The sequence below is a fragment of the Psychrobacter sp. ANT_WB68 genome, from assembly GCF_008369115.1.
GTDB lineage: Bacteria > Pseudomonadota > Gammaproteobacteria > Pseudomonadales > Moraxellaceae > Psychrobacter.
Map to the genome: position 1 here is coordinate 49,072 of NZ_VOAZ01000002.1, position 23,737 is coordinate 72,808.

At 41.7% G+C, this 23,737-nt stretch carries 19 protein-coding genes and 1 pseudogene; 14 read left to right on the forward strand and 6 right to left on the reverse strand.

The features are described from left to right. The first annotated feature begins 214 nt into the window (after positions 1-214). The 3 genes from FQ084_RS05440 to FQ084_RS05450 are packed head-to-tail and all read left to right on the forward strand — an operon-like array spanning position 215 to position 4,103. Entirely contained in the window at positions 215-1,492 is a 1,278-nt protein-coding gene (locus tag FQ084_RS05440; protein WP_188032926.1) for a UbiH/UbiF/VisC/COQ6 family ubiquinone biosynthesis hydroxylase, read from the forward strand. Between the two features lie 36 nt (positions 1,493-1,528). Then, entirely contained in the window at positions 1,529-2,833 is a 1,305-nt protein-coding gene (locus tag FQ084_RS05445; RefSeq protein ID WP_149489641.1) for an FAD-dependent monooxygenase, read from the forward strand. 37 nt (positions 2,834-2,870) lie between these two features. Continuing rightward, positions 2,871-4,103 carry a PIN domain-containing protein gene (locus FQ084_RS05450; protein ID WP_149489642.1) on the forward strand — a complete coding sequence of 411 codons (1,233 nt, stop codon included), beginning with the start codon at positions 2,871-2,873 and terminating at the stop codon, positions 4,101-4,103. A 5-nt stretch (positions 4,104-4,108) separates the two neighbouring features. Here the strand turns inward: FQ084_RS05450 and FQ084_RS05455 are convergent, their stop codons facing one another. The 3 genes from FQ084_RS05455 to nadA form a co-directional block, all read right to left on the reverse strand. Further along, on the reverse strand, positions 4,109-5,020 hold the full coding sequence (locus FQ084_RS05455) for a lysine exporter LysO family protein (protein WP_149489643.1): 912 nt from the start codon (positions 5,018-5,020) through the stop codon (positions 4,109-4,111). Between the two features lie 123 nt (positions 5,021-5,143). Beyond that, positions 5,144-7,015: an L-aspartate oxidase gene (gene nadB / locus FQ084_RS05460; protein WP_262880672.1), complete on the reverse strand. Its 1,872-nt coding sequence runs from the start codon at positions 7,013-7,015 to the stop codon at positions 5,144-5,146. Positions 7,016-7,034: 19 nt separating this feature from the next. Continuing rightward, complete coding sequence (gene nadA / locus FQ084_RS05465; RefSeq protein WP_149489645.1) at positions 7,035-8,174, reverse strand: quinolinate synthase NadA; 1,140 nt, start codon at positions 8,172-8,174, stop codon at positions 7,035-7,037. A 321-nt stretch (positions 8,175-8,495) separates the two neighbouring features. Between nadA and FQ084_RS05470 the strand changes: the two genes are divergently transcribed. The 4 genes from FQ084_RS05470 to FQ084_RS05485 all read left to right on the forward strand — a co-directional run bounded on the left by FQ084_RS05470 (position 8,496) and on the right by FQ084_RS05485 (position 13,238). Then, positions 8,496-9,551 (forward strand): NUDIX hydrolase, encoded by a 1,056-nt coding sequence (locus FQ084_RS05470; protein ID WP_149489646.1) that lies wholly within the window; start codon positions 8,496-8,498, stop codon positions 9,549-9,551. A 187-nt stretch (positions 9,552-9,738) separates the two neighbouring features. Next, entirely contained in the window at positions 9,739-10,599 is an 861-nt protein-coding gene (gene nadC, locus FQ084_RS05475; protein ID WP_149489647.1) for a carboxylating nicotinate-nucleotide diphosphorylase, read from the forward strand. Positions 10,600-10,849: 250 nt separating this feature from the next. Continuing rightward, positions 10,850-11,491, forward strand: a complete 642-nt coding sequence (locus FQ084_RS05480) for a MarC family protein (RefSeq protein ID WP_149489648.1) — start codon at positions 10,850-10,852, stop codon at positions 11,489-11,491. 364 nt (positions 11,492-11,855) lie between these two features. Further along, a complete protein-coding gene (locus FQ084_RS05485; protein ID WP_149489649.1) occupies positions 11,856-13,238 on the forward strand; it encodes an NAD(P)-binding domain-containing protein in 1,383 nt (460 codons plus the stop codon). Positions 13,239-13,346: 108 nt separating this feature from the next. On the opposite strand, the gene FQ084_RS05490 is transcribed toward FQ084_RS05485, so the two are convergent. Continuing rightward, positions 13,347-13,949, reverse strand: coding sequence for a LysE/ArgO family amino acid transporter (locus FQ084_RS05490; protein WP_149489650.1), 603 nt, complete (start codon positions 13,947-13,949; stop codon positions 13,347-13,349). On the opposite strand from FQ084_RS05490, the gene FQ084_RS13230 reads away from it, so the two are divergent. From FQ084_RS13230 to FQ084_RS05505, 4 genes are all read left to right on the forward strand, one after another. Next, positions 13,948-14,100 carry a hypothetical protein gene (locus tag FQ084_RS13230; RefSeq protein ID WP_188032906.1) on the forward strand — a complete coding sequence of 51 codons (153 nt, stop codon included), beginning with the start codon at positions 13,948-13,950 and terminating at the stop codon, positions 14,098-14,100. The genes FQ084_RS05490 and FQ084_RS13230 overlap by 2 nt on opposite strands. 40 nt (positions 14,101-14,140) lie before the next feature. Next, entirely contained in the window at positions 14,141-14,920 is a 780-nt protein-coding gene (locus FQ084_RS05495; RefSeq protein WP_149490188.1) for a hypothetical protein, read from the forward strand. 204 nt (positions 14,921-15,124) lie between these two features. Beyond that, on the forward strand, positions 15,125-15,802 hold the full coding sequence (locus FQ084_RS05500) for a hypothetical protein (protein ID WP_262880673.1): 678 nt from the start codon (positions 15,125-15,127) through the stop codon (positions 15,800-15,802). A 40-nt stretch (positions 15,803-15,842) separates the two neighbouring features. Next, entirely contained in the window at positions 15,843-16,400 is a 558-nt protein-coding gene (locus FQ084_RS05505) for a hypothetical protein (RefSeq protein WP_149489651.1), read from the forward strand. 140 nt (positions 16,401-16,540) lie between these two features. Here the strand turns inward: FQ084_RS05505 and rluB are convergent, their stop codons facing one another. Continuing rightward, positions 16,541-17,476, reverse strand: a complete 936-nt coding sequence (gene rluB, locus FQ084_RS05510) for a 23S rRNA pseudouridine(2605) synthase RluB (protein ID WP_149489652.1) — start codon at positions 17,474-17,476, stop codon at positions 16,541-16,543. Positions 17,477-17,626: 150 nt separating this feature from the next. Continuing rightward, positions 17,627-17,737, reverse strand: a pseudogene (locus FQ084_RS13385) (IS5/IS1182 family transposase); the annotation flags it as partial. A gap of 517 nt (positions 17,738-18,254) precedes the next feature. On the opposite strand from FQ084_RS13385, the gene FQ084_RS05520 reads away from it, so the two are divergent. The 3 genes from FQ084_RS05520 to FQ084_RS05530 all read left to right on the forward strand — a co-directional run bounded on the left by FQ084_RS05520 (position 18,255) and on the right by FQ084_RS05530 (position 23,737). Next, the gene (locus FQ084_RS05520) at positions 18,255-19,352 is read left to right on the forward strand and encodes a polysaccharide biosynthesis/export family protein (protein ID WP_149489653.1); all 1,098 of its coding nucleotides are present in this window, start codon (positions 18,255-18,257) and stop codon (positions 19,350-19,352) included. A 101-nt stretch (positions 19,353-19,453) separates the two neighbouring features. After that, positions 19,454-21,670: a polysaccharide biosynthesis tyrosine autokinase gene (locus FQ084_RS05525; protein WP_149489654.1), complete on the forward strand. Its 2,217-nt coding sequence runs from the start codon at positions 19,454-19,456 to the stop codon at positions 21,668-21,670. A gap of 24 nt (positions 21,671-21,694) precedes the next feature. Continuing rightward, on the forward strand, positions 21,695-23,737 hold the full coding sequence (locus FQ084_RS05530) for a polysaccharide biosynthesis protein (RefSeq protein ID WP_149489655.1): 2,043 nt from the start codon (positions 21,695-21,697) through the stop codon (positions 23,735-23,737).

The following is a 23,737-nucleotide window of genomic DNA, read 5'->3' on the forward strand; positions in this document are numbered from 1 at the left end:
CTAGATAATCTGTGGTAATCTAGTGCTTAGATAGGGCGGCCATAAAAGCCTGGTTTAAAAGTATCAGAGAACGAAAAATCTTCTAAAAATATAAGGTTTATGAGTGCATATTCATCACGTTTAATAGCGTGTTAAAAATGGCATATTAGGAATAATAACTATGCAAAATACTGAAGCAAATTTGTCAAAAACTAATCATGTTAAACACTCTGTTATGGGTGATAACGCTGAGAATTCTACCGCTATGACTGCGCAGCAGGTACTCATCGCGGGTGGTGGTCATGTCGGTTTGTCGTTTGCTTTGCTACTCGCACATCATGGTATCGCTAGTACGTTGCTTGAGAAGAATAGCTATCCAACCATCAGCCCCAAAGATGATAGTAAGCGTAGTCACTATTTAGACAGTCGCAATACCGCTTTGTCTCGTCGTACGGTACAGATTTATCAAGAGATTGGCTTATGGGATGAGCTACAAAGTCATGCTTGCCGCATTGATGCGGTGCAGATAAGTGAGCAAGGTAGCTTTGGGCGCGCGCAACTCAATAAAGCCGATGAACAAGTTGAGTCATTTGGACAAGTGATGGAAAACGCGTGGCTTGGACGTAAGCTACTATTAGCTGCACAGCAAGAGCAATTAATTACCTTAATTGATAATGCCAACGTCATCGCTGTTGAACAACAAGCCGATGGCGTAACGCTGAGCTTTAGTTATTACGGTGAAGAAGAGCATGAGCAGCAACTGCAAGCCAGCGTTTTGGTTGCTTGTGACGGTCGCGACTCTACGGTGCGTCAGCTATTAGGTATTAGTACCACCACTTATGATTATAAGCAAACGGCTATCGTCGGCGTGGTAGAGACCGATCAACCGCATGAGCATATCGCCATTGAGCGTTTTAGTCCTGCAGGCCCCCTTGCGGTGCTGCCATTGACCGATCCAGAGGGTGACGGCAATGATGAGTATCAAAAAGGTTATAGACGTTCAGTGGTTTGGGTTTGCCCAACAGGGGAAGAGACGCAGTATCTAGAAGATGATGCGCATTTCTTGGCAACCTTGCAGCAAGCCTTTGGAGAGCGGGCTGGCACGTTTAAGACTGCCGGTCGCCGCGGTGCGTATCCCTTGACGCGGGTGCTAGCAGACAAACAAGTAGAGGGTCGCTGTGTCATCATGGGCAACGCTGCGCATACCTTGCATCCAGTCGCTGGACAAGGTTTTAACCTCTGTATGCGCGATGCCCATGTACTGGCACAAATGATGAGTCGGCAGGTACTAAAAGGCGAAGATATCGGCAATCCTACGTTGCTTAAGCGTTATGAAAAAGCTCGTCAAACCGACCAAAAACGGGTCATTCGCTTTTGTGATGCCGTCGTGCATGGCTTTACTCATCCAAACCCAGCAGTGAAGTTGGCGCGTAACGTCGCCTTGGTTGCCTTTGATAAATTACCGAATATCAAACCCTTAATTGCCAATTATGCGATGGGCTTAAAATCATAGATTTATAATAAGCGTTCTAATATTGAGAGATAACTTATGAAAAATAACCATACGCTCATTATCGGTGGCGGTATCGTCGGTGGGACGTTTGCGCTAAAACTGGCGCAAGCTGAAATGCCAGTGACGCTCATCGATGCGCGCCCTGAACGTAACGAAGCAGATTGGCAGCAAGTACTTGGTCAACGTGATGCGCGTGTTTATGCGTTGAGTCTTGCTAGTATTAAACTCTTAAAAGAGGTTGGCGCTTGGCAGAAAATAGCAGCGTCAGAACGCAAGGCTGATTACTCACAGATGCAGGTTTGGCAGCTGAATGGTATGGGCGAGTTGTTATTTGGCGAGAGTGGTAACTCCAACGTCAGTCCTGATGGTAATAGTAATGTTGCTAATAACAGCGGTAATGCTGAGCCAAAAATGCTCGGTAGTATGGTTGAGCCTGCCGTCATCGAGCACGCATTATGGCAGCGTTTATCAGCGCCTGATGTTAGTCATTATTTAACGGTTATCGATGGTCAAAAGGTTGTCGATATGGACTGGCTCGGTGCGACACAAGGCTACCGCGTGACGTTGGATAACGATACCGTGATTGATGCAAATCTATTGGTAGGTGCTGACGGTCGTGGCTCATTCGTGCGCAAGCAAGCAGGCATTGAGCTGGATGTGCTCGATTATAATCAAACCGCCATTTGCTGCGCCATTCAAACTGAAAAACCGCATCTGGCAACTGCCCGCCAAGCCATGCTACCTACTGGTACGCTAGCACTGTTGCCGCTTGCTGATATCACTGATGAGGATAAAGCCAATCCACAGCATTGGCAGTCGATTGTATGGACACTGCCACGTAATCAGGCATTGGCGTTGATAGAAGAGCATCCGCGCTATATCGCTGATAAATTGGCTGCTGCCAGTCATTATGAGCTTGGTGCTATTCATAAAATTGAATCAATCGCTAGTTTTCCGCTAGCGGCGCAGCAAGCAAAGACCTATGTTGAAGATAATTTGGTATTGATTGGTGATGCCGCGCATGGTGTGCATCCGCTTGCTGGGCAAGGACTGAATTTGGGCATGCTTGATGTGAAGGCGTTAAGTGAGCAACTCACCCATGATTATGCGCGTAGTGGCAACAAGCTGTGGGGTGCCAATCAAACCTTGCGTAGCTATGAGCGTTTGCGTCGTCCACATAATAGTCTGATGATGCACAGCTTTTCGGCGCTTAACTGGCTGTTTGCAGGCTCGCTTGCTCAGATGCGTCCGATTCAACAACTTCGTAATGAAGGTATGTATCGCGTGAGCAAAATCAAACCGTTGATGCGGTTGTTTGCTAAGCAGGCGAGTGGGGTTTAGATAACTGTAGCTGTTATTAAATGATAAGAATATTTCTATGAAACATATTTTAATTGATTACGAGAACATCCAACCGAAAAGCTTTAACGATATAGAGACCAATGAATGTCATATATGGTTGTTCTTAGGCGTAAATCAGCAAAAAAGCTTGCCACTTGAGTTAGTTGAAACCCTACTTAAATTTGATAATAAAAATGTGCATATCATAAGAATGCAACATACAGGAAAAAATGCATTAGATTTTTATCTATCTTTCTATCTGGGCAAGATTTCTGAAATTGATTCTCAAGCGGATGTTTGCATCTTGGCAAGAGACAGTGGGTATGATGTTTTGGTTGAGCACCTTAATAGTGTTTACGATGGTATCGATATCATACGATCAGCAAATGCTAATCAGTTAAGTTTGGCTTACGATTTAGATGACAAAATAAAGTCAGATATAGAGAAAATTCAACTCGTCGTTCAAGAGAATCAAAACAATTTGTGCAATAGCAGTAATCATGTAGAGATGAAAAATGAATATGCTTTAGCTCAATCTCTCGAGGAGACAATATCCAAAACACTTATCCATGATTGTTATATCTTAGTGTTTGATACAATTTTAAATAGTGAGGTTTTTCTGCCAAACCATAAAGCCAATCTATTATCTGCAATGAAAAAATATGCTTTGACGACAACATTAGAAAATTTTAATAGTGCTGAACAAGATTGTATCGTTGAGAAAGTTTTTGAGAAATTTGTTAAAGCAGGACTGATTAGTCTTGACACAAAAACGAAAAAGTTAGGTTATAAAGTAAACAGTCAAGGGCTGCTAGACTTAGTAACTGATAAGGTTCTATTGAGTAAAGCCAAAACAATCGAAGGATTAAATAATGTCATTAAACAGAAGCTTGCAAATTATCGTCAAGTAAATAACGAAGAGCAAGTTAGTTTGGTTGTGACATGGCTAAAAAATCAAGGATTTATAAAGCAAGATAATCAAATTATCTCTTACCCACCCTTTGATAATATAAAAGTAAATACAAATAAGGTTTCAAGCGACAATAATGAGAAGAGCAAATCTTCTGCTACGATATATCAACGTGCAGTAGCGTTACTAAAAGAGCGACCTATAAGCACTCGACCATCAAAAAAGGCGAGTCTTACAAATTATCTTAAAAGCAATCTGCGAAATGAAGATGCTAAAGTAATTGATAACCTCGTTAAACAAATGGTTAGTAATAAAATAATCATAATTTCTGGCAGCAATAAACTTAGCTATAAGTTCTAACTAAGTTATCCCAACGCCGAAAATACCACCATCAGCACTGGTGCGACAATATTAATAATAAACCCAAAGCTAATCGCCAATGGCACGACCTTTAGACCACCTGATTGCTGGATAATTGGCAAAGTAAAATCTAAACTGGTCGCACCGCCAAGTCCAACTGAAGCGGATGGGTATTTACGCATAAAGACGGGGATAAATATCAACGCAAAGAACTCACGTATTAAGTCATTAAACAGCGCCACACTACCCCAAATCGCCCCATAAGCATCGGTCATCACAATCGCTGATAGCGAATACCAGCCAAATCCTGACGCCAACGCCATTCCCTTAGTCCAAGAGACATCGCTAAACATCAGCGCAAAAATAAGTCCGCCAACCAATACCGATAGCGTAAAGATAATGCTCATCTCCACGCCACGCTTATTTAGCAGCACTTCTTTTAAAGTAATACCCGAGCCTTTTAAGCCAATACCGACCAGTAATATTAATACCATGAGCATTGCGGTCATGGTGTTTTCGGGTGGCATATAATCCGATGGCAACAAATAGCCAATCACAAAGCCTATCACCACACAGATGACTTGAGTAAGGCTGCCGCGAATACTGACACGATGTTCTTTAGATTTTACACTGCTTTTTTTGGCATGCCACGGGCGCAGACGGTCGAACAGCATCAGCCCAAATAAGCCCGACCCAATCGTCAATATCGATAGTATCGTGACATATAGAGCGATTTCGCCTATCTGACTACCCAACCCTTCAACTTGTGCCAACTCAATACCAATCAAACCTAAAATAATAAAGACCAAATAAGACAAGCCTTTATCGGCAATTTTGGTCAGGGTTGGATTAGAGGGAATGGCAAAGCCAATAAACATCGGCATTAATACCAAAACAAGGGTAATCAGGCTTTGCATGTCGTCAGACTCGTCAGTTTGTAACAAGGCGTTTTTAGGAAGCTGGAGATTGTATCATATCAGGCTAGCAATACGGACAACCCCCAAGCAAAATTCGACATGAATGTACCAGTTTAGGGTGGGTTAGCAGATGCCTGCCAGTGCATCATCTTGGTTGGCTAAAGAGAACTGGCTTTGAATTTTTTTGACAGACTTATCACAGCAAAGGTTCTGTTTTTTCGGTTTCTCTAGTAGAGGCTCAATCACGCTCGTCCGAGGTGTGGTCGTCAAATTTGGATAATCTTTTCGATAATGTCCACCGCGACTCTCGTAACGCTGATAAGCAGACTGGATAATTAGTATCGCTAATTGCAACTGTCTTGCTAATTGGAAGTAGGGTAGTTCATTTAAGGTGGTTGCGTTATCTTTTTTATCGATAGCTAGTTTATTGGAGTTGCAGTAGTTAAGTTGCTGCTGCCATTGCCGGATTTGTAAAAGCGCTTGTTCTAGTTGCTCAGCATTACGAGTAATGCCCATATGGGATGTCATCAAAGCTTTTAATTTTGCTGTTATCTCAGTAATGTCAGCATTCATATTGACATGGATATTAGTATCGCTTTCATATTCAATGGACGATGGCAAAGTAATAAGCTGACTATCTCGCAGCGTTGGCGGTGTCCAAATATCACGGATTGATTGACTTAAGTGACTATTAGGTAAAGTCGTTTCTAATTTTTCCATTGCGGCTAAATAGCGTGGCAAATCCGTAGCAATATTGCGCCCAACCACGACGCACTCTAATAGTGAATTGCTTGCCAAACGGTTTGCTCCATGCAGGCCTGTATAGGCGACTTCGCCAGCTGCATAAAGTCCTTGTACGTCGGTCAAACCATTTGCATCAGTGACTACTCCGCCGCAGCTATAATGGGCAGTCGGGGCAACGGGAATAGGTTGTTTTGTGATATCAATGCCAAGCTCTAATAGGGTTTTATAAATCTGCGGAAAATGTTCGCGCAAAAACTCCGCTGGCAAGTGACTGACATCAAGATGTACGTAGCCAAGTCCATTGTGATTAATCTGTTCGGCAATGGCGCGGGCAACGATATCTCGTGGTGCTAGTTCTGCACGTGTATCAACGTCCAGCATAAAACGCTTACCAGTTTGTGGACAATATAGCCGTCCACCTTCACCGCGTAGGGCTTCAGATATCAAAAAGCTACTGTCGCCACATGCTAAGCCAGTCGGATGAAATTGGATAAACTCTAAATTTGCTAAGCGGCAACCTGCTTGCCACGCCATCATGACGCCATCACCAACACAGACATTTGGGGCGCTAGCACGCTTGAATAACTGTCCTAATCCGCCACTGGCTAAGACAACGGCGTGACTATGAAAGGTAAGTTTGCGTTGATTAAAGTGATCAAAAACAAGCGCGCCTTGGCATTGGTTACCTTTGCTTTCATTCAAAAGGCTCAGTGCTTCATGATACGGCAAGACAGTGATATTAGCTGCAGACTGAGCTTTTATAATCAAGGCTTCCATAATATGTCGACCAGTCGCATCATCAGCATGGGCAACGCGTCTACAGCCATGACCGCCTTCTTTGGTTAAATGCAAATCGGCAGTTTGTAGTTCAGTTAAAGGTTTTGTTCTATGTTCTTGCTGTTTATGCTCTTGTGGAATCTGAGTAAAAGGGACGCCTTGCTCACACAGCCACTGGACGGCTTGTTGTCCGGCGCTTAGAATGCTTGCCGTATTATCCGTTTCACATAACCCTGCGCCAGCAATTAAGGTATCGGCAATATGATCAGAGACACTGTCATTTTTATCTAAGCTGGCGGCGATACCACCCTGAGCATAATGGCTTGAACAAACTTCTAATGCCGCTTTACTTAATATCGTAATGCTCAGCGACGTTGGTAAGGCGAGAGCCGTGCTTAAGCCTGCAAGGCCAGCGCCAATAATGAGGACGTCTGTTTGTTTAGCAGCATCAGCGTTATTGTTTGTTCTATCCATTATGTGCGCCTCCTTCATGTTAGGCAGCTCCAACATTGGCGAACAGTGCGCGGTCTTTAACTATATCACCGCTCGCTGCCACACGTTGTTTTTGCGATTCAGCAAAATCAAGCATACGTTGTAGTGGCTTTTTGGCTGCTGCTGCTAGCTCAGGCGTCATCAATACTTCACCGCTATTATTCATCAAGCATTGCTCGATACCTTTTAAACCATTCATTGCCATCCACGGACAAAAAGCGCAGCTCTTACAGCTGGCGCTTTCACCCGCTGTCGGTGCGGCTAAGAAACGTTTATGTGGCGAGCGTTTTTGCATTTCGTGTAAGATACCTAAATCGGTAGCAACGATAAAGGTGTCGGCATCCATCTCATAAGTCGATTGCAATAGCTTGCTGGTCGAGCCAACAACATCCGCCAGTGCTACCACACTATCAGGTGATTCAGGGTGCACCAATACTTTGGCATTTGGGTGCTCTTCTTTTAATTGCATGAGCTCAGTCGCTTTAAACTCATTATGCACTAAGCATGAACCTTGCCAAAGCAGCATATCTGCGCCTGTCTCTTGCGCGATGTATTTACCCAAATGGCGATCAGGCCCCCAAATGATAGGCTCGCCTTGGGCATGCAAGTGACGAACGATATCAATACCAACCGACGAGGTCACGACCCAATCGGCGCGCGCTTTGACTGCGGCGCTGGTGTTGGCATATACCACCACGGTACGCTCAGGGTGGGCATCACAAAATGCGGAGAACTCATCAGCGGGACAGCCTAAATCAAGCGAACATTCTGCTTCCAAGTCTGGCATCAAGACGGTCTTTTCCATACTGAGTATCTTTGCCGACTCGCCCATAAAGCGTACACCAACAACCACCAATGTCTGTGCACTATGCGCTTGCCCAAAGCGTGCCATCTCAAGCGAATCACCAACACAGCCACCTGTTGCCAATGCCAAGTCTTGGATAAAAGGATCAACATAGTAGTGTGCAACCAGCACCGCATTATTAGCTTTTAATAACTGCTTAATATTCTCTTCAACTGCGAGACGTTCAGCACGCGGTAAGTCTGTTGGAATTTTAGCTTTAGCATATTCGATGTTCATCTGAGTCGCAATACGATTGTCATTGCTCATGATGGGTGCGTCATAGGGATAAGTTTTCATAAGTGAAACCTTGGGTGCATTAACGACAAGTTATCTGTCATTAGAAATAAAAAAATTAAATATAGCGAATATATAACCTGCTTTTTAATTATGCTCATTTTGAGCATAAACACAAGTATTTTTTATAAACTATCTATAAAAATATGAATGGTTAAGCAGAATTTAACTGATTGACTATGCTGTTTATCGTTTTCAATAGTGTCTATTTACGACCGCAGGCTATTATAGTTTTTGATTCACGCTATACTAGGCTTGGTTACCAGCACCACCTTTTTTAAGTGCTTAATCCTAAGTGTCACTATCAAGGAAATACTTACAGTCATGACGTTGTCTTATTCACACGCCCATCAACAAGGTAGCGGTACTACCGAAGTCGTAGCCGTGCTAGTCGCGATTACTGAGCATACGGCGCGTGTTTTAACAGTGGATCAAGGTAAGCTATTGCCCAATGGTCCATTGATGCCATTGCACCGCTCATTGCAAGCTGGTGTACGTCAATGGGTGGAAGAGCAAACACAGCAACCGCTCGGTTATTTGGAGCAGCTGTATACTTTCGTGGATACCAATCGGCGCAACGTCGATGGCCATGCGCTGGTTTATGTCAGCTATCTAGGGTTGGTACAAGAAGCACAGATGAAAGAGTTGCCAAGCCAAGCGTTATGGCGTGATTGGTATGATTATTTCCCATGGGAAAATCACTTGGATGGTATGCCAAGTATGATCATGGATTTTATTGTGCCAGCATTATTGGAGTGGGCGAATGCTGGAAAGGATGCAGTCGTTCAGCAGCGTCGCCGTCAGCGTATTGGTTTATGCTGGGGATTGAGTGAGGCGTTTTTAACAAGTGCCGTCCATGAAAATACAGATAGTGGCAGTGCAACAGTTAGTGATAATAATCATGAGAGTAGAGAATGGATCGCCGAGCATGTGCTGCTACGCTATGAGATGCTCTATGAAGCGGGAATGATACCTGAAGCACCGACGTATTTGCCCAGCTATTCATCCAATCCTCAAACCAGTCATTTGTCAGAAAATTGGTCGCAGCTGATAGGCGTGCCCATGTATTACGACCATCGCCGAGTGATTGCGACTGCCGTTTCACGGCTGCGTGCTAAAATTGAATATCGACCGCTTATTTTTGGCTTAATGCCAGATGTGTTTACTTTGTCGCAATTACAGCAAAGCGTTGAGGCATTGTCAGGAGTGCGCCTGCATAAGCAGAATTTTCGCCGCTTACTTGATTCACAAAATCTTGTGATGGAAACGGGTCAGAGTAGTAGCGCTCAGCGTGGTCGACCTGCCAAGCTCTATCGCTTTCGCCATGATATTGAGCTGCAAAGTTTACTGATGGACAGTAAATTACCCAAACGTAAATAGCATAAATATCTACAGAATTATTTCCCCTATTAAATTTAGATAAAATTCATAAATTTTCACCCTTTTCTTGCGAGGTTTTACGCTTTGCGTTATATTTATGCTCATTTCGAGTTTAATTAAATAGCATCGATACCAAGCGTACGCCGCTTTTATATAAAAAGCTCCCACACAAAAATAAGGGTCAAATATGACAGTTAAGCAAGAGCCAGCATTGCCTGAAGTACTCCTTAAACCTTTGGTTGAGGCTGCATTAACGGAAGATTTGGGCCGGCGCGGAGATGTGACTTCGCAAGCGACTATTCCAGCTGATATGCAAGCGCAACTACAGATTAAGGCGAGGCAGGCAGGGGTGATTTGCGGTATCGATTTAGCGCGCTTGTCTTTTGCTTTGATTGATAAGCAAATCGAGTTTATCGCCCAAGTCAATGATGGTGAGACGGTTGATGCTGGTGCAGTATTGGCGATTGTCAGCGGCAATGCACGAAATTTGCTGACGGCAGAGCGTACAGCACTCAACTTTATGACCCATTTGAGTGGAATTGCGACAGATACGAAAAAAATTGTTGATAGTGTGGCAGAGTATCCTGCGCAAATTACCTGTACGCGTAAGACCATTCCAGGGTTACGTATCGTACAAAAATACGCGGTACGCTGCGGCGGCGGTCGTAATCATCGCATGGGATTGGACGATGCGATTTTAATCAAAGACAACCACATTGCTATTGCTGGTGATATAAAAACCGCCATTCAACAAGCGCAAGACTTTGCGGGGCATTTAATTCCGATAGAAGTTGAAGTTGATACCTTGGCGCAGTTAGAGCAAGCCCTCGAGGCTGGCGTGAGCTTGGTGCTGTTAGATAATATGGTGCCTGAGATATTATCAAAAGCCGTCGCGATGTGTAAAGGTCGCACTAAGACCGAAGCATCAGGTGGCATCACGCCTGAAACCGTGCAAGCCGTTGCGGAAACGGGTGTTGATTTTATCGCAATGGGCTATTTGACCCATAGCACAACAGCATTGGATATTGGTCTTGATTTTAGTGCCTAATGTTAGTGCTTATTATGAATTAACAGGGTTTATTATGGTTTAAATAGCAGATTCATAGTCTATTAACAGGGTAGGTTTGTATGGATATCCTAGGGATTTGGTAAGGTTGGAAAATTAAGCAAAGTTAATGATTTAATTGGCTTATCTGCCTATGCTACAATGCCGCTGCTATCGACTATTAGGTCATCATTGCACGCGCACGATGACCTTATCTTTTGCCCGATTTGACCAATAGACAAGCGAGCGCTCAGTGAATACTGAAATTATCAAGATAATCTTAGCCTTTATGGTACTGATTAATCCGTTTGGCGCATTGACATTATTTTTGGATTCCACTCGCGGTTATTCAATGAATAATCGCCGTAAAGTGGCACGTGTGGCTTGTCTAACCATTTTTATCACCATTAGCTTTTTTACCATAGTCGGTGAGACGTTACTAAAAGCTTTGGGTATCTCGATTGGTTCGTTTCAGTTGGCAGGTGGCATTCTGGTGTTTTTAATTGCCCTGAATATGATGAATGGTGAAGGCAACCCTGTTAAGCCAGATCAAGAAAATTTCGATGTCGACCATCTACACGGTGCGCCGCCAACGATGGCAGCAGCTGTCGTGCCTATTGCTATTCCCATGATGATTGGACCGGGCGGTATCTCGACGGTAATTATTTACTCTTCGCAAGTCTCCGGTATTCTGCAAGTCTCCGCTATTTTGATTGCGGGCTTATTTATCAGTTTATTCTGTTATTTGGCATTGATGGCGGCCGGTCGTATCAGTCGTTTATTAGGCGATACAGGGCTAAATATCATGAGCCGGATTATGGGCATGTTACTGGCCGCAGTGGCTATCGAAATCATCGTTAATGGTCTACGCACCTTATTTCCTGATTTAGTGTAATTATCATTTTTCTTGGTATTGATCACTTCTATCTGGCTTTTTTAGCTCATTTTTTTATAAGCTATGTGCCTATCTCTTTAAGCTTATCAATCTAAGACTCTGCGTTTTTTGACGATATAGAAAGTCATCTTCTTTATTCTATTAAAAGCACCGCAATTAATATTAAACAAAGCTCACTGATGGCCAAAACTGCCCATTCATCAAAAAAAATCATGACCACATCTTAAAAGGTTGTTTAATAACTACTTTTTGTATTCTATTTATATTCTCAAAAAATCCTATTGATTACCAAAAGTCTGCTGTAAAAACGTCATCCATACAAATATGTTATAATAGGGGTGTAACCATATTATAGGAGTATGTTTTGAGTAAGAAAAGAATTGCAATTTTAGGGGCAGGTCCAAGTGGCTTGGCGCAGTTACGTGCTTTTGAAGCGGCTCGTTTAGCCGGGGTAAAAGATTTACCTGAAATCATATGTTATGAGAAACAAAATGCCATCGGTGGTATGTGGAATTACAGTTGGCGTACCGGTCTAGATAGAAACGGTGAACCTGTGCACGGCAGTATGTACCGCTATTTATGGTCAAATGGTCCCAAAGAATGCTTAGAGTTTGCCGATTATTCATTTGATGAGCATTTTGGTGAGCCTATCCCATCGTATCCGCCACGTGAAGTCCTTAAAGACTACATCATGGGCCGTATCGATAAACAAGACATCCAAAAATACATTCGCTTTGAATGCCCAGTACGTTGGGTATCATTTGATGATGAAACGCAAAAATTCACCGTGACGGTGATGAACCACAAAACCGATGAGCAAGAAGTAGAAGAGTTTGATTATGTTGTGGTAGCGACCGGTCATTTCTCAACGCCCAACATGCCGTACTTCGAAGGCTTAGAAGCTTTTCCTGGTCGTATCCTACATGCGCATGACTTCCGTGATGCCTTAGAATTTAAAGACGAAGATATTCTATTGGTTGGTAGTAGCTATTCTGCCGAAGATATTGGTACACAATGTTACAAGTACGGTACCAAATCAGTCACTATCAGTTATCGTAGTCAACCGCTTGGTTATGAGTGGCCTGAAGGCATAAAAGAAGTACCGTTAGTGACGCATTTTGAAGACGATGTCGCGCACTTTGCCGATGGCACGAGTCAAAAATTTGATGCCATCATCATGTGTACTGGTTATTTATTTCATTTCCCGTTTATGCCAGATGAGCTACGTTTGCAGACGCACAACTGCTTGTATCCAGCCAATCTGTATAAAGGTATTTTTTGGCAGCCAAATCCAAAGCTGATTTACTTAGGTATGCAAGACCAGTATTTTACCTTTAATATGTTTGATGCCCAAGCATGGTATGCACGTGATGTGATGCTCGGTGATATTGAATTACCCAATTTGGCAGTGCGTGAAGAAGATGAGCAAAAATGGCTCGCAACGTATGCCAAATGTGTGACGGTTAGTGATTCAATTGACTTTCAAGCCGCTTATATTCGTGACTTGACCAATGGCACTGATTATCCAGAATTTGCGGTTGAAAAGCAGGGCGAGATTTTAAAAGAATGGCAAAAAGACAAAGCCGAGAATATCATGACCTTTAGAGAAAAGGCCTATCGCTCGACTTTGACGGGGACGATGTCACCTGAGTTACCAGAACCATGGTTAGACATTCTCGACGATTCGCTTGAGCACTTTTTAAACTTAACCTTTGTTAAACCTAAAAAGCGCAAAAAAGTGTCCTAATTCATAAGCATGACAAATAAAAACCAAATACGTTCCATAGCGTATTTGGTTTTTTTGTTTTTAACGCCTAATTTTTTTAACTACTGCCTATAGTTTTGATAGTGGGTTTTAACTTTTATACAAATGCCAAGCCAGATACAGCATTAATACGCCTACCAAAGCGTCCAATATATTCCAAGCTTTTGGTTTGGCAAATAGAGGTCGAAGTAAGCGCGCTCCATAGCCCAGTGCAAAAAAGAAAAAGAACGAGGCACTGACCGCGCCGACTGCAAATGCCAATTTACTACTAGCACCGGTTGAAACCATGCCAACCAGTACCAATGTATCTAGATAGACGTGTGGATTGAGCCAAGTAAATCCAAAGCATAGTAATAGCGCCTTTTTTAAACTGGTCACGACTTGGCCTTCGACGGTAAGCACATGCGATAGGCGTATACTGGCATACAAGCTTTGCAATCCGTAGCCTAGCAAGAAAATAACGCCAGCAACTTTAGCGATGTTCACAACTTGTGGATATTGCGCTGTGACCGCACCAAAGCCAGCGACACCAGCAGAGATTAAAATCGCGTCACTGACTGCGCAAAATAAGCAGACGAAAAATATGTGTTCGCGTTTCAGCCCTTGTTTTAGCACAAAGGCGTTTTGTGAACCAATGGCAATAATCAAAGATAAACCAAGCAAAAAACCGGCGCTATAATCGGTGAAATTCATGATGGTTGGCTTATCCTTTAAGAATAAAAACGGTGACGTTTGCTTACTGGCAGCGCCGAAAAAAGCTGTTAAGATAAGTGATAAAATGGTCGAATGCAATATGTGTGTTGCAACAGGTGCTAAGAAGCCATCAGCGGTCAATAAAGAATAAGCGAGGAGCAGGGTAGGTCATGGTTATAAGTTTGACAAGAATGCTACAGTCGTTTGGGCAAGCCCAAAATGACCTGCCAACCATCGCTGCCAAAAATGCTCAGCAAGCTGCTGCTAGTCGCATTGCTAATGACACTGCTACTAATAACATTGGGCGTAATAGCAAGGGTAAGAAGCAGGAAGAGGTCAATTCTCCAGCACTTAAAGCTTCAACTTCTAGTGCATCGTCACTGACCGAGCCGCAGCGTACCGAACGTATTTGTGACGCCTTGGCGCAAGTGAGTGATATCCGAACGCCGACACCTTTGACCGATCGCTATCTATCTAATCGCGCCCAAATGCGCCCGACCAATAGACCTCCTTTTGACCCAGATACGTTATGGTATCTCAAACATGGACGCTGTCCGATTATGACTGAGCTTGTTGATGTGGTCGACGAAGCCACCCTAAATGCGATGCCTATTGAAGCGGTCGCCATATTAGACCGAATTAATAGTAAGCTAAAGCGCTACCGTGAGTGGAGTAGCGAGCTCAATGCTGAGCAACAACAGCAACATAATGAGCGCCAGTTTGTTATCGATAAGCTGGTGTCCGAAAGTATTCCTGAGGCGCTACATCACTATGAGCAGCTACAACGTTTTAGCCCTCATCGTACTAAGACTAATGTCGTCCAAGGAAAAATGACCGCCGGCGATATGCTTACTGACTTGTTTTTAGAAATTGATTACGAGCTTGATGAGTTACTAGACGAATTACATCAAACAGTGATGAATAAACTGGCTTCAACGCACCGTTATGTCAAAAGTCGTACTCAAAGCTAATTCTTATTTAGAAACTTTATCTAAAGCCAGTTAGTATTTTTAAACACAATCGGCTCAATACATAACAATATAAGGCTTTAATACAGTCTTATTTTTTTGTTTAATAATAACCATTGAGTATTTTCTAAAATAACAATAATTTTGCCAAACGTTCCTGCTGAACATTTTTGCTAAGCATTTTTACTAAACAACAAGGATACCCTAATGACCCAACTGACTGCGATGTTCATGATGTTTATTTTATATGGCGTGCTGCCAGCAGCTGGGTTGTACCTTGGATATCGTGGTATCAAAAAAGTCACTGCGCCCAAAATGCTTGAGTATAAAGCGATACCACAATTGGGTTATATTCCTGAAAAAAGCTTACCAGTTGAGGTCAAAACAGCGCTCGATCAAATCAATGACAAAGGCGAAAAGCTGCGTGTCATTTATGGCGATACCAATAACGACGGTAAAATTGATGATAAAGATACCGTCAACGAAACCTATGTCATGATTCAAAATCTAATGGATAGACATGTGCCACTGGCTGTAGCTGACTATCGCCGTTTGCATGACTTAGATATGGGGGATGGCGCACTTGCTGACACTACTAAAATCAAGCACTCTGATGTCACGGGTAAAGAAGCGCTATTAGAAGTGCTTAGCACAATTAATACCCAGTTTGATGACTTGCTAAACGCCTCTTATCATCAAGATGGGCAAAAGCTGCTTGCGACCAATCGATATTTGCAACAGCGTTTTAATAGTTCTGCGAATAATCAAGAGGTTCAAGAGCTTACCAACAGTGAGGATACTGTTAATAGTAATGTAGATATCAAAGCGATTGATAGTCCAACTGATAGCAGAAGCGAGAGCAACACTGAACATATTAAACTGTAAATGCTCAGTCTCATGATTAAACGATAAAGAGTAATTGTATATGAGTGTTTTAATCGGTATTGGGATTGTGACGACGGTCACTACCTTTTATTTAGGCAGAAAGGGCTGGCACGCATTGCATAAAATGGTCGGCATTACCCCAGGCGTGCTCACATATCAGGATGATAATGCGCTATTATCGTTAACTTCTATCAATTGGCATCAGCTAAATTTAAATAAAAAGCACTTAAAGGTTTTGCCAGATAACCAACTACTTCAATTACAACGTATCGATGAAAAGGTCAGCAACTATCAATCTTATCAAAAGGCCTTACAGGCTCAAAATAAAACGCCTGCGGTCACAGAGCAGCAGTTTGTGTTAAATAAGATGCTACATACTCGTTTACCTGAAATGCTAGCCAGTCATTATCAGCTAGTGAATATAAATAGAAGTGATAATGAGTCGAATCAGCAAAAAAAAGCTGAAGCCAGTGAATTATTGCAAGAGGCATTAGATAATATAGAGCATCGTCTAGATGACCTATTAAAGCAAATAGAGATTCAGCAGCTACAAGAGTTAAGAGTGATGAAGAACTATATCGATAGCCATAATAATTAGACTGTTATAGTGGCAAGCAATCATAAGTTATTAAAAGCGAATAATAAAAAAGCTGCCGATGATTATGCATCATAGGCAGCTTTTTTTTATGCTCAACTTTAAATTTATGAAAGATTCAAAGTAACGTTAAATTAATCCGATTAACGATTGTTGTTACGGTCACGGGTATTACGCGTACCGCGACTGGCAGGACTAGCACTGCTCTTAGGTTTTACGCTACTACTAGTGCTATTACGATTATCGCCACGAGTGTCCGTACGACGTGCTTTAAGTGGCTTGTTTTTGATACGTTCTTGCTTTTCTTTAGCCGCACCATGCAGACCCGTACCATGACGTGGACGTAAGCTCACCAAATCTGTCAAGGTATTGATATCTTTTTTATCCAGCTCTAAGAAGCGCCCAGTACGTAGCTCTTTTGGTAGGACAATCGTACCGTAACGTGTACGCAGTAGACGGCTCACTTTAAGTCCTTGTGATTCAAACAAACGACGTACTTCGCGGTTACGACCTTCTTTTAGCCTGACGTGATACCACTTATTGACGCCTTCACCGCCGCCTTCTTTGATATCTTCAAACTGTGCCATGCCATCTTCTAACATGACGCCAGATGTTAGCGTACGAGCGATGTCTGGTGTCACTTCACCCAATACACGTACTGCATATTCACGCGTCACTTCGCTAGAAGGGTGCATTAAGCGATGCGCCATTTCACCATCGTTGGTAAATAATAATAGACCAGTCGAGTTAATATCTAAGCGGCCAACCATCACCCAGCGGTCATGAGTCAGCTTTGGTAAGCGTTCAAATACCGTTGGACGGCCTTCTGGATCATTGGCAGAACATACTTCGCCCTCAGGCTTGTAATAGGCTAAGACACGACGACGTTTTTCATTTTCAGCAGTATATTTGATCTGACGACCATCAACACGAATCTCATCACCTTGTTCGACACGGTCACCGATAGTTGCAGGACCATTATTAACGGTTACGCGGCCTGCTTTGATCACTTCTTCCATTTGACGACGCGAGCCAAGTCCCATACGGGCGAGGGCTTTTTGGAGTTTTTCATCTTTCATAACGATTTCCTTGAATCGGTGGGTTTACATTTCTCAATGTGTAATATGGCTAAAGTAAAAATAAATTGCAGGCACTATTCTACGCTATTTAGCAGATAAATAACTATCTTAATGTCTAAAATCTCTATTTGTTTTAGCGAGGGCTTGTCATCAATTAAGCCAGATGATACAAGAAACTAGGTGAATAGTAGTCAGGAAGTGACTGGCTAACTTATCATAGCGAGTAGCAATCGCACGGTAGAGCTTAATCTTGGCAAAGAATTAGTTGTCTTTTGCAGTCATTCCGGCATCAATTATTTTGTTAGGCAAAATATCTTTAATTCTCTCCCACTGGTTATTATGTCAAGCATGTCTTCTTATCATGGTCTTTATTATCGTATTCCTAAGCGTAGAATCACTATAGCTTACTCTACAAAAGATGGATAATTTTTATGACAAGGCCTAGGCAGTTTTAGATATTAGCCAGTCTATTTCATGATTTATTAGTTCAGATGAACGTCAGCTTCTTATTATTAACCTACAAGCGTAGAGTAATGACTCCATAAAATTCTTTATATCTTTTCGATTTCCTTTATCGTCAGCACATTCCCAGTCTTATTTTTAAAAGTTAGTAATTTATAGTAGTAATCTTTTATATTTATATTGCACTAACGCTACTGCACGTGTATATTCAGTAATTATATATTCTTTTTAACGAATGTAATTATCTGGTTGATTGGTTCTATAAATATTTTTAAATAATGTCCTTGTGTTAGCTATGTAAAGTTGAGTGAATATTATGATTTATAAGAACTCTATTTCTAGACATCAATCCGCTAAGCTATTGTGTGCTTCGTGCTTATTGTCTATTAGTATGCTTAGTAGCTGTACGACTATAAGTCCTGGATTTCAGTCTGGAGACCTACCACCTATCGGTACATTCACTGCAGCTAATGGTCTACAGTTTAATGTACAACCATTAAGTTTAGCTAATCTGCCTCCTAAGCAAACCGTTGTTATAGATAACGATGTATCTCGTTTAATTCAGGAGTCTAAAAAAGCTGACTATCGTATTTCGCAAGGTGACGTCCTTAATATTATGCTCATTGGTTATCCCGACATTACGCCTGCGGCTACTGCTGGTTACCCTGTTGATCAACAAGGTTTTATTCAATTCCCATTAATTGGACGCATTAAAGCCAGCAATCTGAGCGTACCTCAGTTTACCGCCAACTTACGTGGGCAATTGCAACGTTATCTCAAATATTCAGACCCACAAGTGAAAGTCCTAGACTATCGTGGCAATAAGTTCTTTATTGACGGCGATGTCAAACAGCCAGGTGAATTTACTATTGCTGATACACAGGTCTCACTATACGGCGCTCTTTCTATGGCTGGTGGGGCAACATCGACTGGCGACTCAAATAATATTGTATTGAATCGAAACGGTAAGAGTTATTCGTTAGGGTTGCAATCACTTCGGCAATTAGGCTCATCAGGTAATCAGATTTACTTACGGAATGGTGACTCCATTCATGTGAATAGTCAAAGCCGCAACAGAGTTTATGTCTTAGGTGAACTTGGGAAAGTTGAGCCTGTCTCTATTCCAGAGCATGGACTTAGCTTAGCTCATGTATTGGGCGAATCAAGAGGCTTAGACCCTAACACCGCAAATGCCGCTAAGATATATATTATTCGAGACGATCTAAAATATCAGTATACCAATATTTATTATGTTGATATGAAAACTCTAACGAATTTTCCTTTAGCGAATCGTTTTGATATGCAAGCAAATGACATCGTTTATGTCGACCCAACTGGTTTGGCTCGTTGGAACCGTATCATCAGCTTGATATTACCGTCTACATCTACGATTAGTACGATTTCAGATTTCTAAATAATTATAAATGAAAAAAATCAGTAAGCGCTTAAGGTAGAAAAAAAGAAGTTATTGAAAACCTTTATTAATGAGATGTTAAGCCTAAGTGGTGGGTATTTATGAGCAAGAATACACAGGATGTGCCAAAGAATGCTATCAATCAAAGCAATGATGAAATTGATTTATTGGCTTTAATGCTAACATTGTTACGTGGTTGGAAAGTTATCGCACTATTAACGGTATTAAGCTTAATAGTAGGTATCTTATATACCCGATATGTGAATCCTATATTTGCAGCAGACTCTCTTATTCAAATTGAAGAAAATAAATCTCAAGGTATAGCTGCCCTTGGTTCCAATATCTCTCAGCTGGTTGCACCAATATCTAGTCAGGCTCAAACAGAAACGGAGCTTATTAAGTCTCGCATGGTGTTAAAGCCAGTGGTTGACTTGCTGCATTTAGATATCCAATTGCGTGATCCACTCATTGGTCATCTAGGTCGCTTGCAAAAAGACCGTATCGATACTCAGATCAATCTGCCAGAGGGAATATCGCTCGAGACCAAAGATGGACGAGTGGAAATCAGCGAATTTGTCGTACCTTCGGCTTATCTAAATCAGCCTTTCACTTTAGTGCGAGAAGGCACGGGATTCACACTTAGTGATGATTTGACTAGTTATAAAGGTAGCTTTAATCAACCAAATAACTTTAGAACGACTGCTGGTGAAATTCAGATTACTGTCACCGACCTACCTAATGATCAACATCCTATAGAGATAACCAAACAGACCCTACAAAACGCTACCGATGGGATCAATAAATCTTTGACGGTAGGGGAGATGGGGAAACTGGCACCGACCGGTATTATCAAGCTGTCTTTAGAAGGAACGAATCAGGAGCAAGTCAGCCTAATATTGAATGAGATTGTTTTATCTTATATCGATCAGAATCAATCGCGTGGTTCCGAAGAAACTACCAAAACGCTTAAATTTATGGAAACGCAGATTCCTGCGCTTAAGCAAAAGCTTGATACGTCTGAAGCAACCTACAATAAATTTCGGGAAAAATCGGGCACCATCGATGTTAGTAAGGAAGCTGAGCTATTAGTAACGGAAACTTATCAAGTTGATGCCCAGCTTAATGAGCTTAAACTAAAGAAAGCTGAGCTAACAACTTATTATACCGGAGAGCACCCACTTGTTATTCAAATTAATGAACAGCTTAAGACGCTAAATAGTAGAAGAGCAGAGATTAGTAATACTGTTGAGCGCTTACCTGAAGTTCAGAGAGAGTTCTTAAAGCTATCAGAAGATGCCAATATTAATAAAGAAATCTATCTGACTATGCTTAAAAACTACGAGCAACTGAAAATTGTTAAAGCAGGGCAAGTTGGCTTCGCTCGAGTCATCGATTTACCGGTCAGTACCTTTAATATTGTTGCTCCTAAAAAATTACTTATATGGCTACTGGCGGCTCTGATTGGTGCCATGCTAGGAATAATGTTAGTACTGATTAGAGGTTTAATGAGAAATGTCGTTAAAGACCCGGAAGATCTTGAAGCTAAAACGGGGGTTCCGGTTATCGTGACAGTTCCACGTTCTAAGGCACTGATAGGATTGAGAAAAAATAAACGAGGCACTAATCCATTACTTTCATATGCTGATCGCAATAGCTTAAGTTATGAGGCTATCAAAAGTCTCAGAACATTCTTGATATTGGCTATGACTGACTATGGTAAAGGAGGGCAGCGTGGTAACGTCATCCTCCTTACGAGTGAAAGTCCAGAGGTCGGTAAATCATTTATCTGCGCTAATTTGGCAGAAGTATTCTCTCAACTAGATAAAAAAATTCTTATTATTGATGCCGACATGCGTTTAGGAAGTATACATAAATTTTTTAATGTAGAACAAAACATCGGATTGGGCGATTATTTTTCAGCAGATAGCCATACAGTATCTAGTATTACGCAGCCTACTAGTATAGCTAACCTTGACCTCATATCTAGCGGTGGCAATTTGCCTAATCCATCTTCACTGCTCGATAGTGACAAGTTTGGTGCGTTGATGGCTGATTTAACATCGCACTATGATTATATTCTGATTAATTCACCACCTATATTAGCTGCTACAGATGCGCTGGTGTTATCGCAATATGCCGATAAAGTGCTGCTAGTAACTAAATATAATGAATCATTAGAAGGTCAGTTGGGGTATGCCATCAAGCAGATGAACCGGGCTAATATCGAAGTAGACGGTATTATATTAAATGATACTCAACAAAGCATCATGGGTAAGAATAGCTATTGTCATAACTACGCTTATGGTAACAATAAATAGCAATCATACAAGCAGGTAAATCTTATGTCTAAGACACCAGAATTTAATAATGCTAACCATACACATCGTATTCCTGATACTGGACTCTATTATGGTGCTGAGCGGTTATTATCTTTGCCGCGAAGTGTGAAGCAAATCATCTTTATTAGTGCCGATTTTGCGATCTCATTACTCTGTTTATTCTCTGCAGTATCATTGAAATTTGGTCATATTGCTAACCATGTTAATCCATTTATATTGGGCTTTTATGCTGCTGTACCTTTGATTGGTCTATATTTCATAGGTTTTTATCAAGGGGTGGCTAGGATATTCTGCGATGCTGTGATGCGTAACGTATTAAAGTTGTTTGTTGGAATTATTATTGCGTATGAGCTCGTTATTTATTTTGGTTGGTTGTCTGTTATTCCAAGCTCCATTCCCATACTTTATTCATTTCTGTTTTTTATATGGTTATGGAGTAGTCGGTTAAGTGCTAGAGAGATATTAGAACGTTTGCAGGGCAATAACAAAATATATGATAAAAGCCATGTTTATTATAATAACGTTATTATCTACGGTGCTGGCTCAGCAGGAAAAGACCTCTACGATGCGCTAAAACGCTCTCATAAATATAATGTCGTTGCCTTTATTGATGATAACTCTCAGCTATCCGGTGCACATTTACTGGGAAAAAAAATATATAACGCTGATAGTCTAATCTCTCTAATAGATAAATTTAATGTCTCTCAAGTGTTTTTGGCGCTACCTTCAGTGAATCGATTGCGCAAGCTTCAGATCATTAACGAGTTATCTCATATATCAGTGAAGATTAAGCAGCTTCCAAGTCTACATGAGATTGCTGATGGACAAGTTACTATCAGTCACATGCGTCCGGTAGATATATTAGACGTACTAGAACGTCAAGCAGTTGAACCCAATGAAGATCTGCTACAAAAAAATATTACAGATAAGAACGTATTGGTCACTGGTGCAGGTGGCTCTATCGGTAGCGAGCTTTGTCGGCAAATTATCAATAATAAGCCTAAGAGCTTAGTCCTGTATGAGCAGTCTGAATATGCTTTATATAGTATTAATCAAGAGCTTATCAATCAGAAGTCTAGCAATGCAGATTATCAAGATATTGAAATTATCAGTATCCTAGGTAGTGTTGGAAATGAAAAAAAATTGTCCAATATATTCAAAAATCACCATATAAATACGGTGTACCACGCTGCTGCGTATAAGCATGTACCGATTGTTGAATCAAACCCTTTTGAAGGAATTATTAACAATACTAAAGGTACTTATCACTGTGCTCGCGCTGCGATACAGGCGAGAGTTGAGACCTTTGTTCTGATTTCGACTGATAAAGCTGTGCGACCGACTAACATAATGGGAGCCTCAAAACGTTTGGCTGAGCTAGTATGCCAAGGCCTTAGTCAAACCCATAGTTATACCTGTTTTAGCATGGTGCGTTTTGGAAACGTGTTGGGTTCATCTGGTTCTGTTGTGCCGTTGTTCACCAAACAGATCGAGCAGGGCGGCCCCATTACTATTACTCATCCAGAAATAACTCGCTACTTTATGACTATTCCCGAGGCAGCCTGCTTAGTGATACAAGCGGGGGCAATGGCACTTGGTGGTGAGGTGTTTGTACTTGATATGGGGGCACCTGTCAAAATCGTAGATCTTGCTAAGCGCATGATTCGCTTAACAGGTTGTGAGCTAAAAGATGAAAATAATCCTAATGGTGATATCGAAATTATCTTTACTGGACTAAGACCGGGTGAAAAGTTGTATGAAGAGCTGATCATTGGTGAAGACAATATCGAAGTTACTTGTCATCCCCTGATTAGACAAGCAATGGAGCATAGTTGTCCATTAGGGTATATCGAGAATACTTTGTCACAGTTGACATATAGAGCTCAATCCCATGATGTGGAGTGGCTAAAAAAGGAGTTTATGCGTTTTGTTGAAGGGTATCACGAAGGCTGTGCAACACCTGCAGGAATAGTAAAGCTTCAAGTATTAATAGACAAGGATTCTGGTTCTACCACTATTCAAGATAATAAAGAATTAATGTTTTGA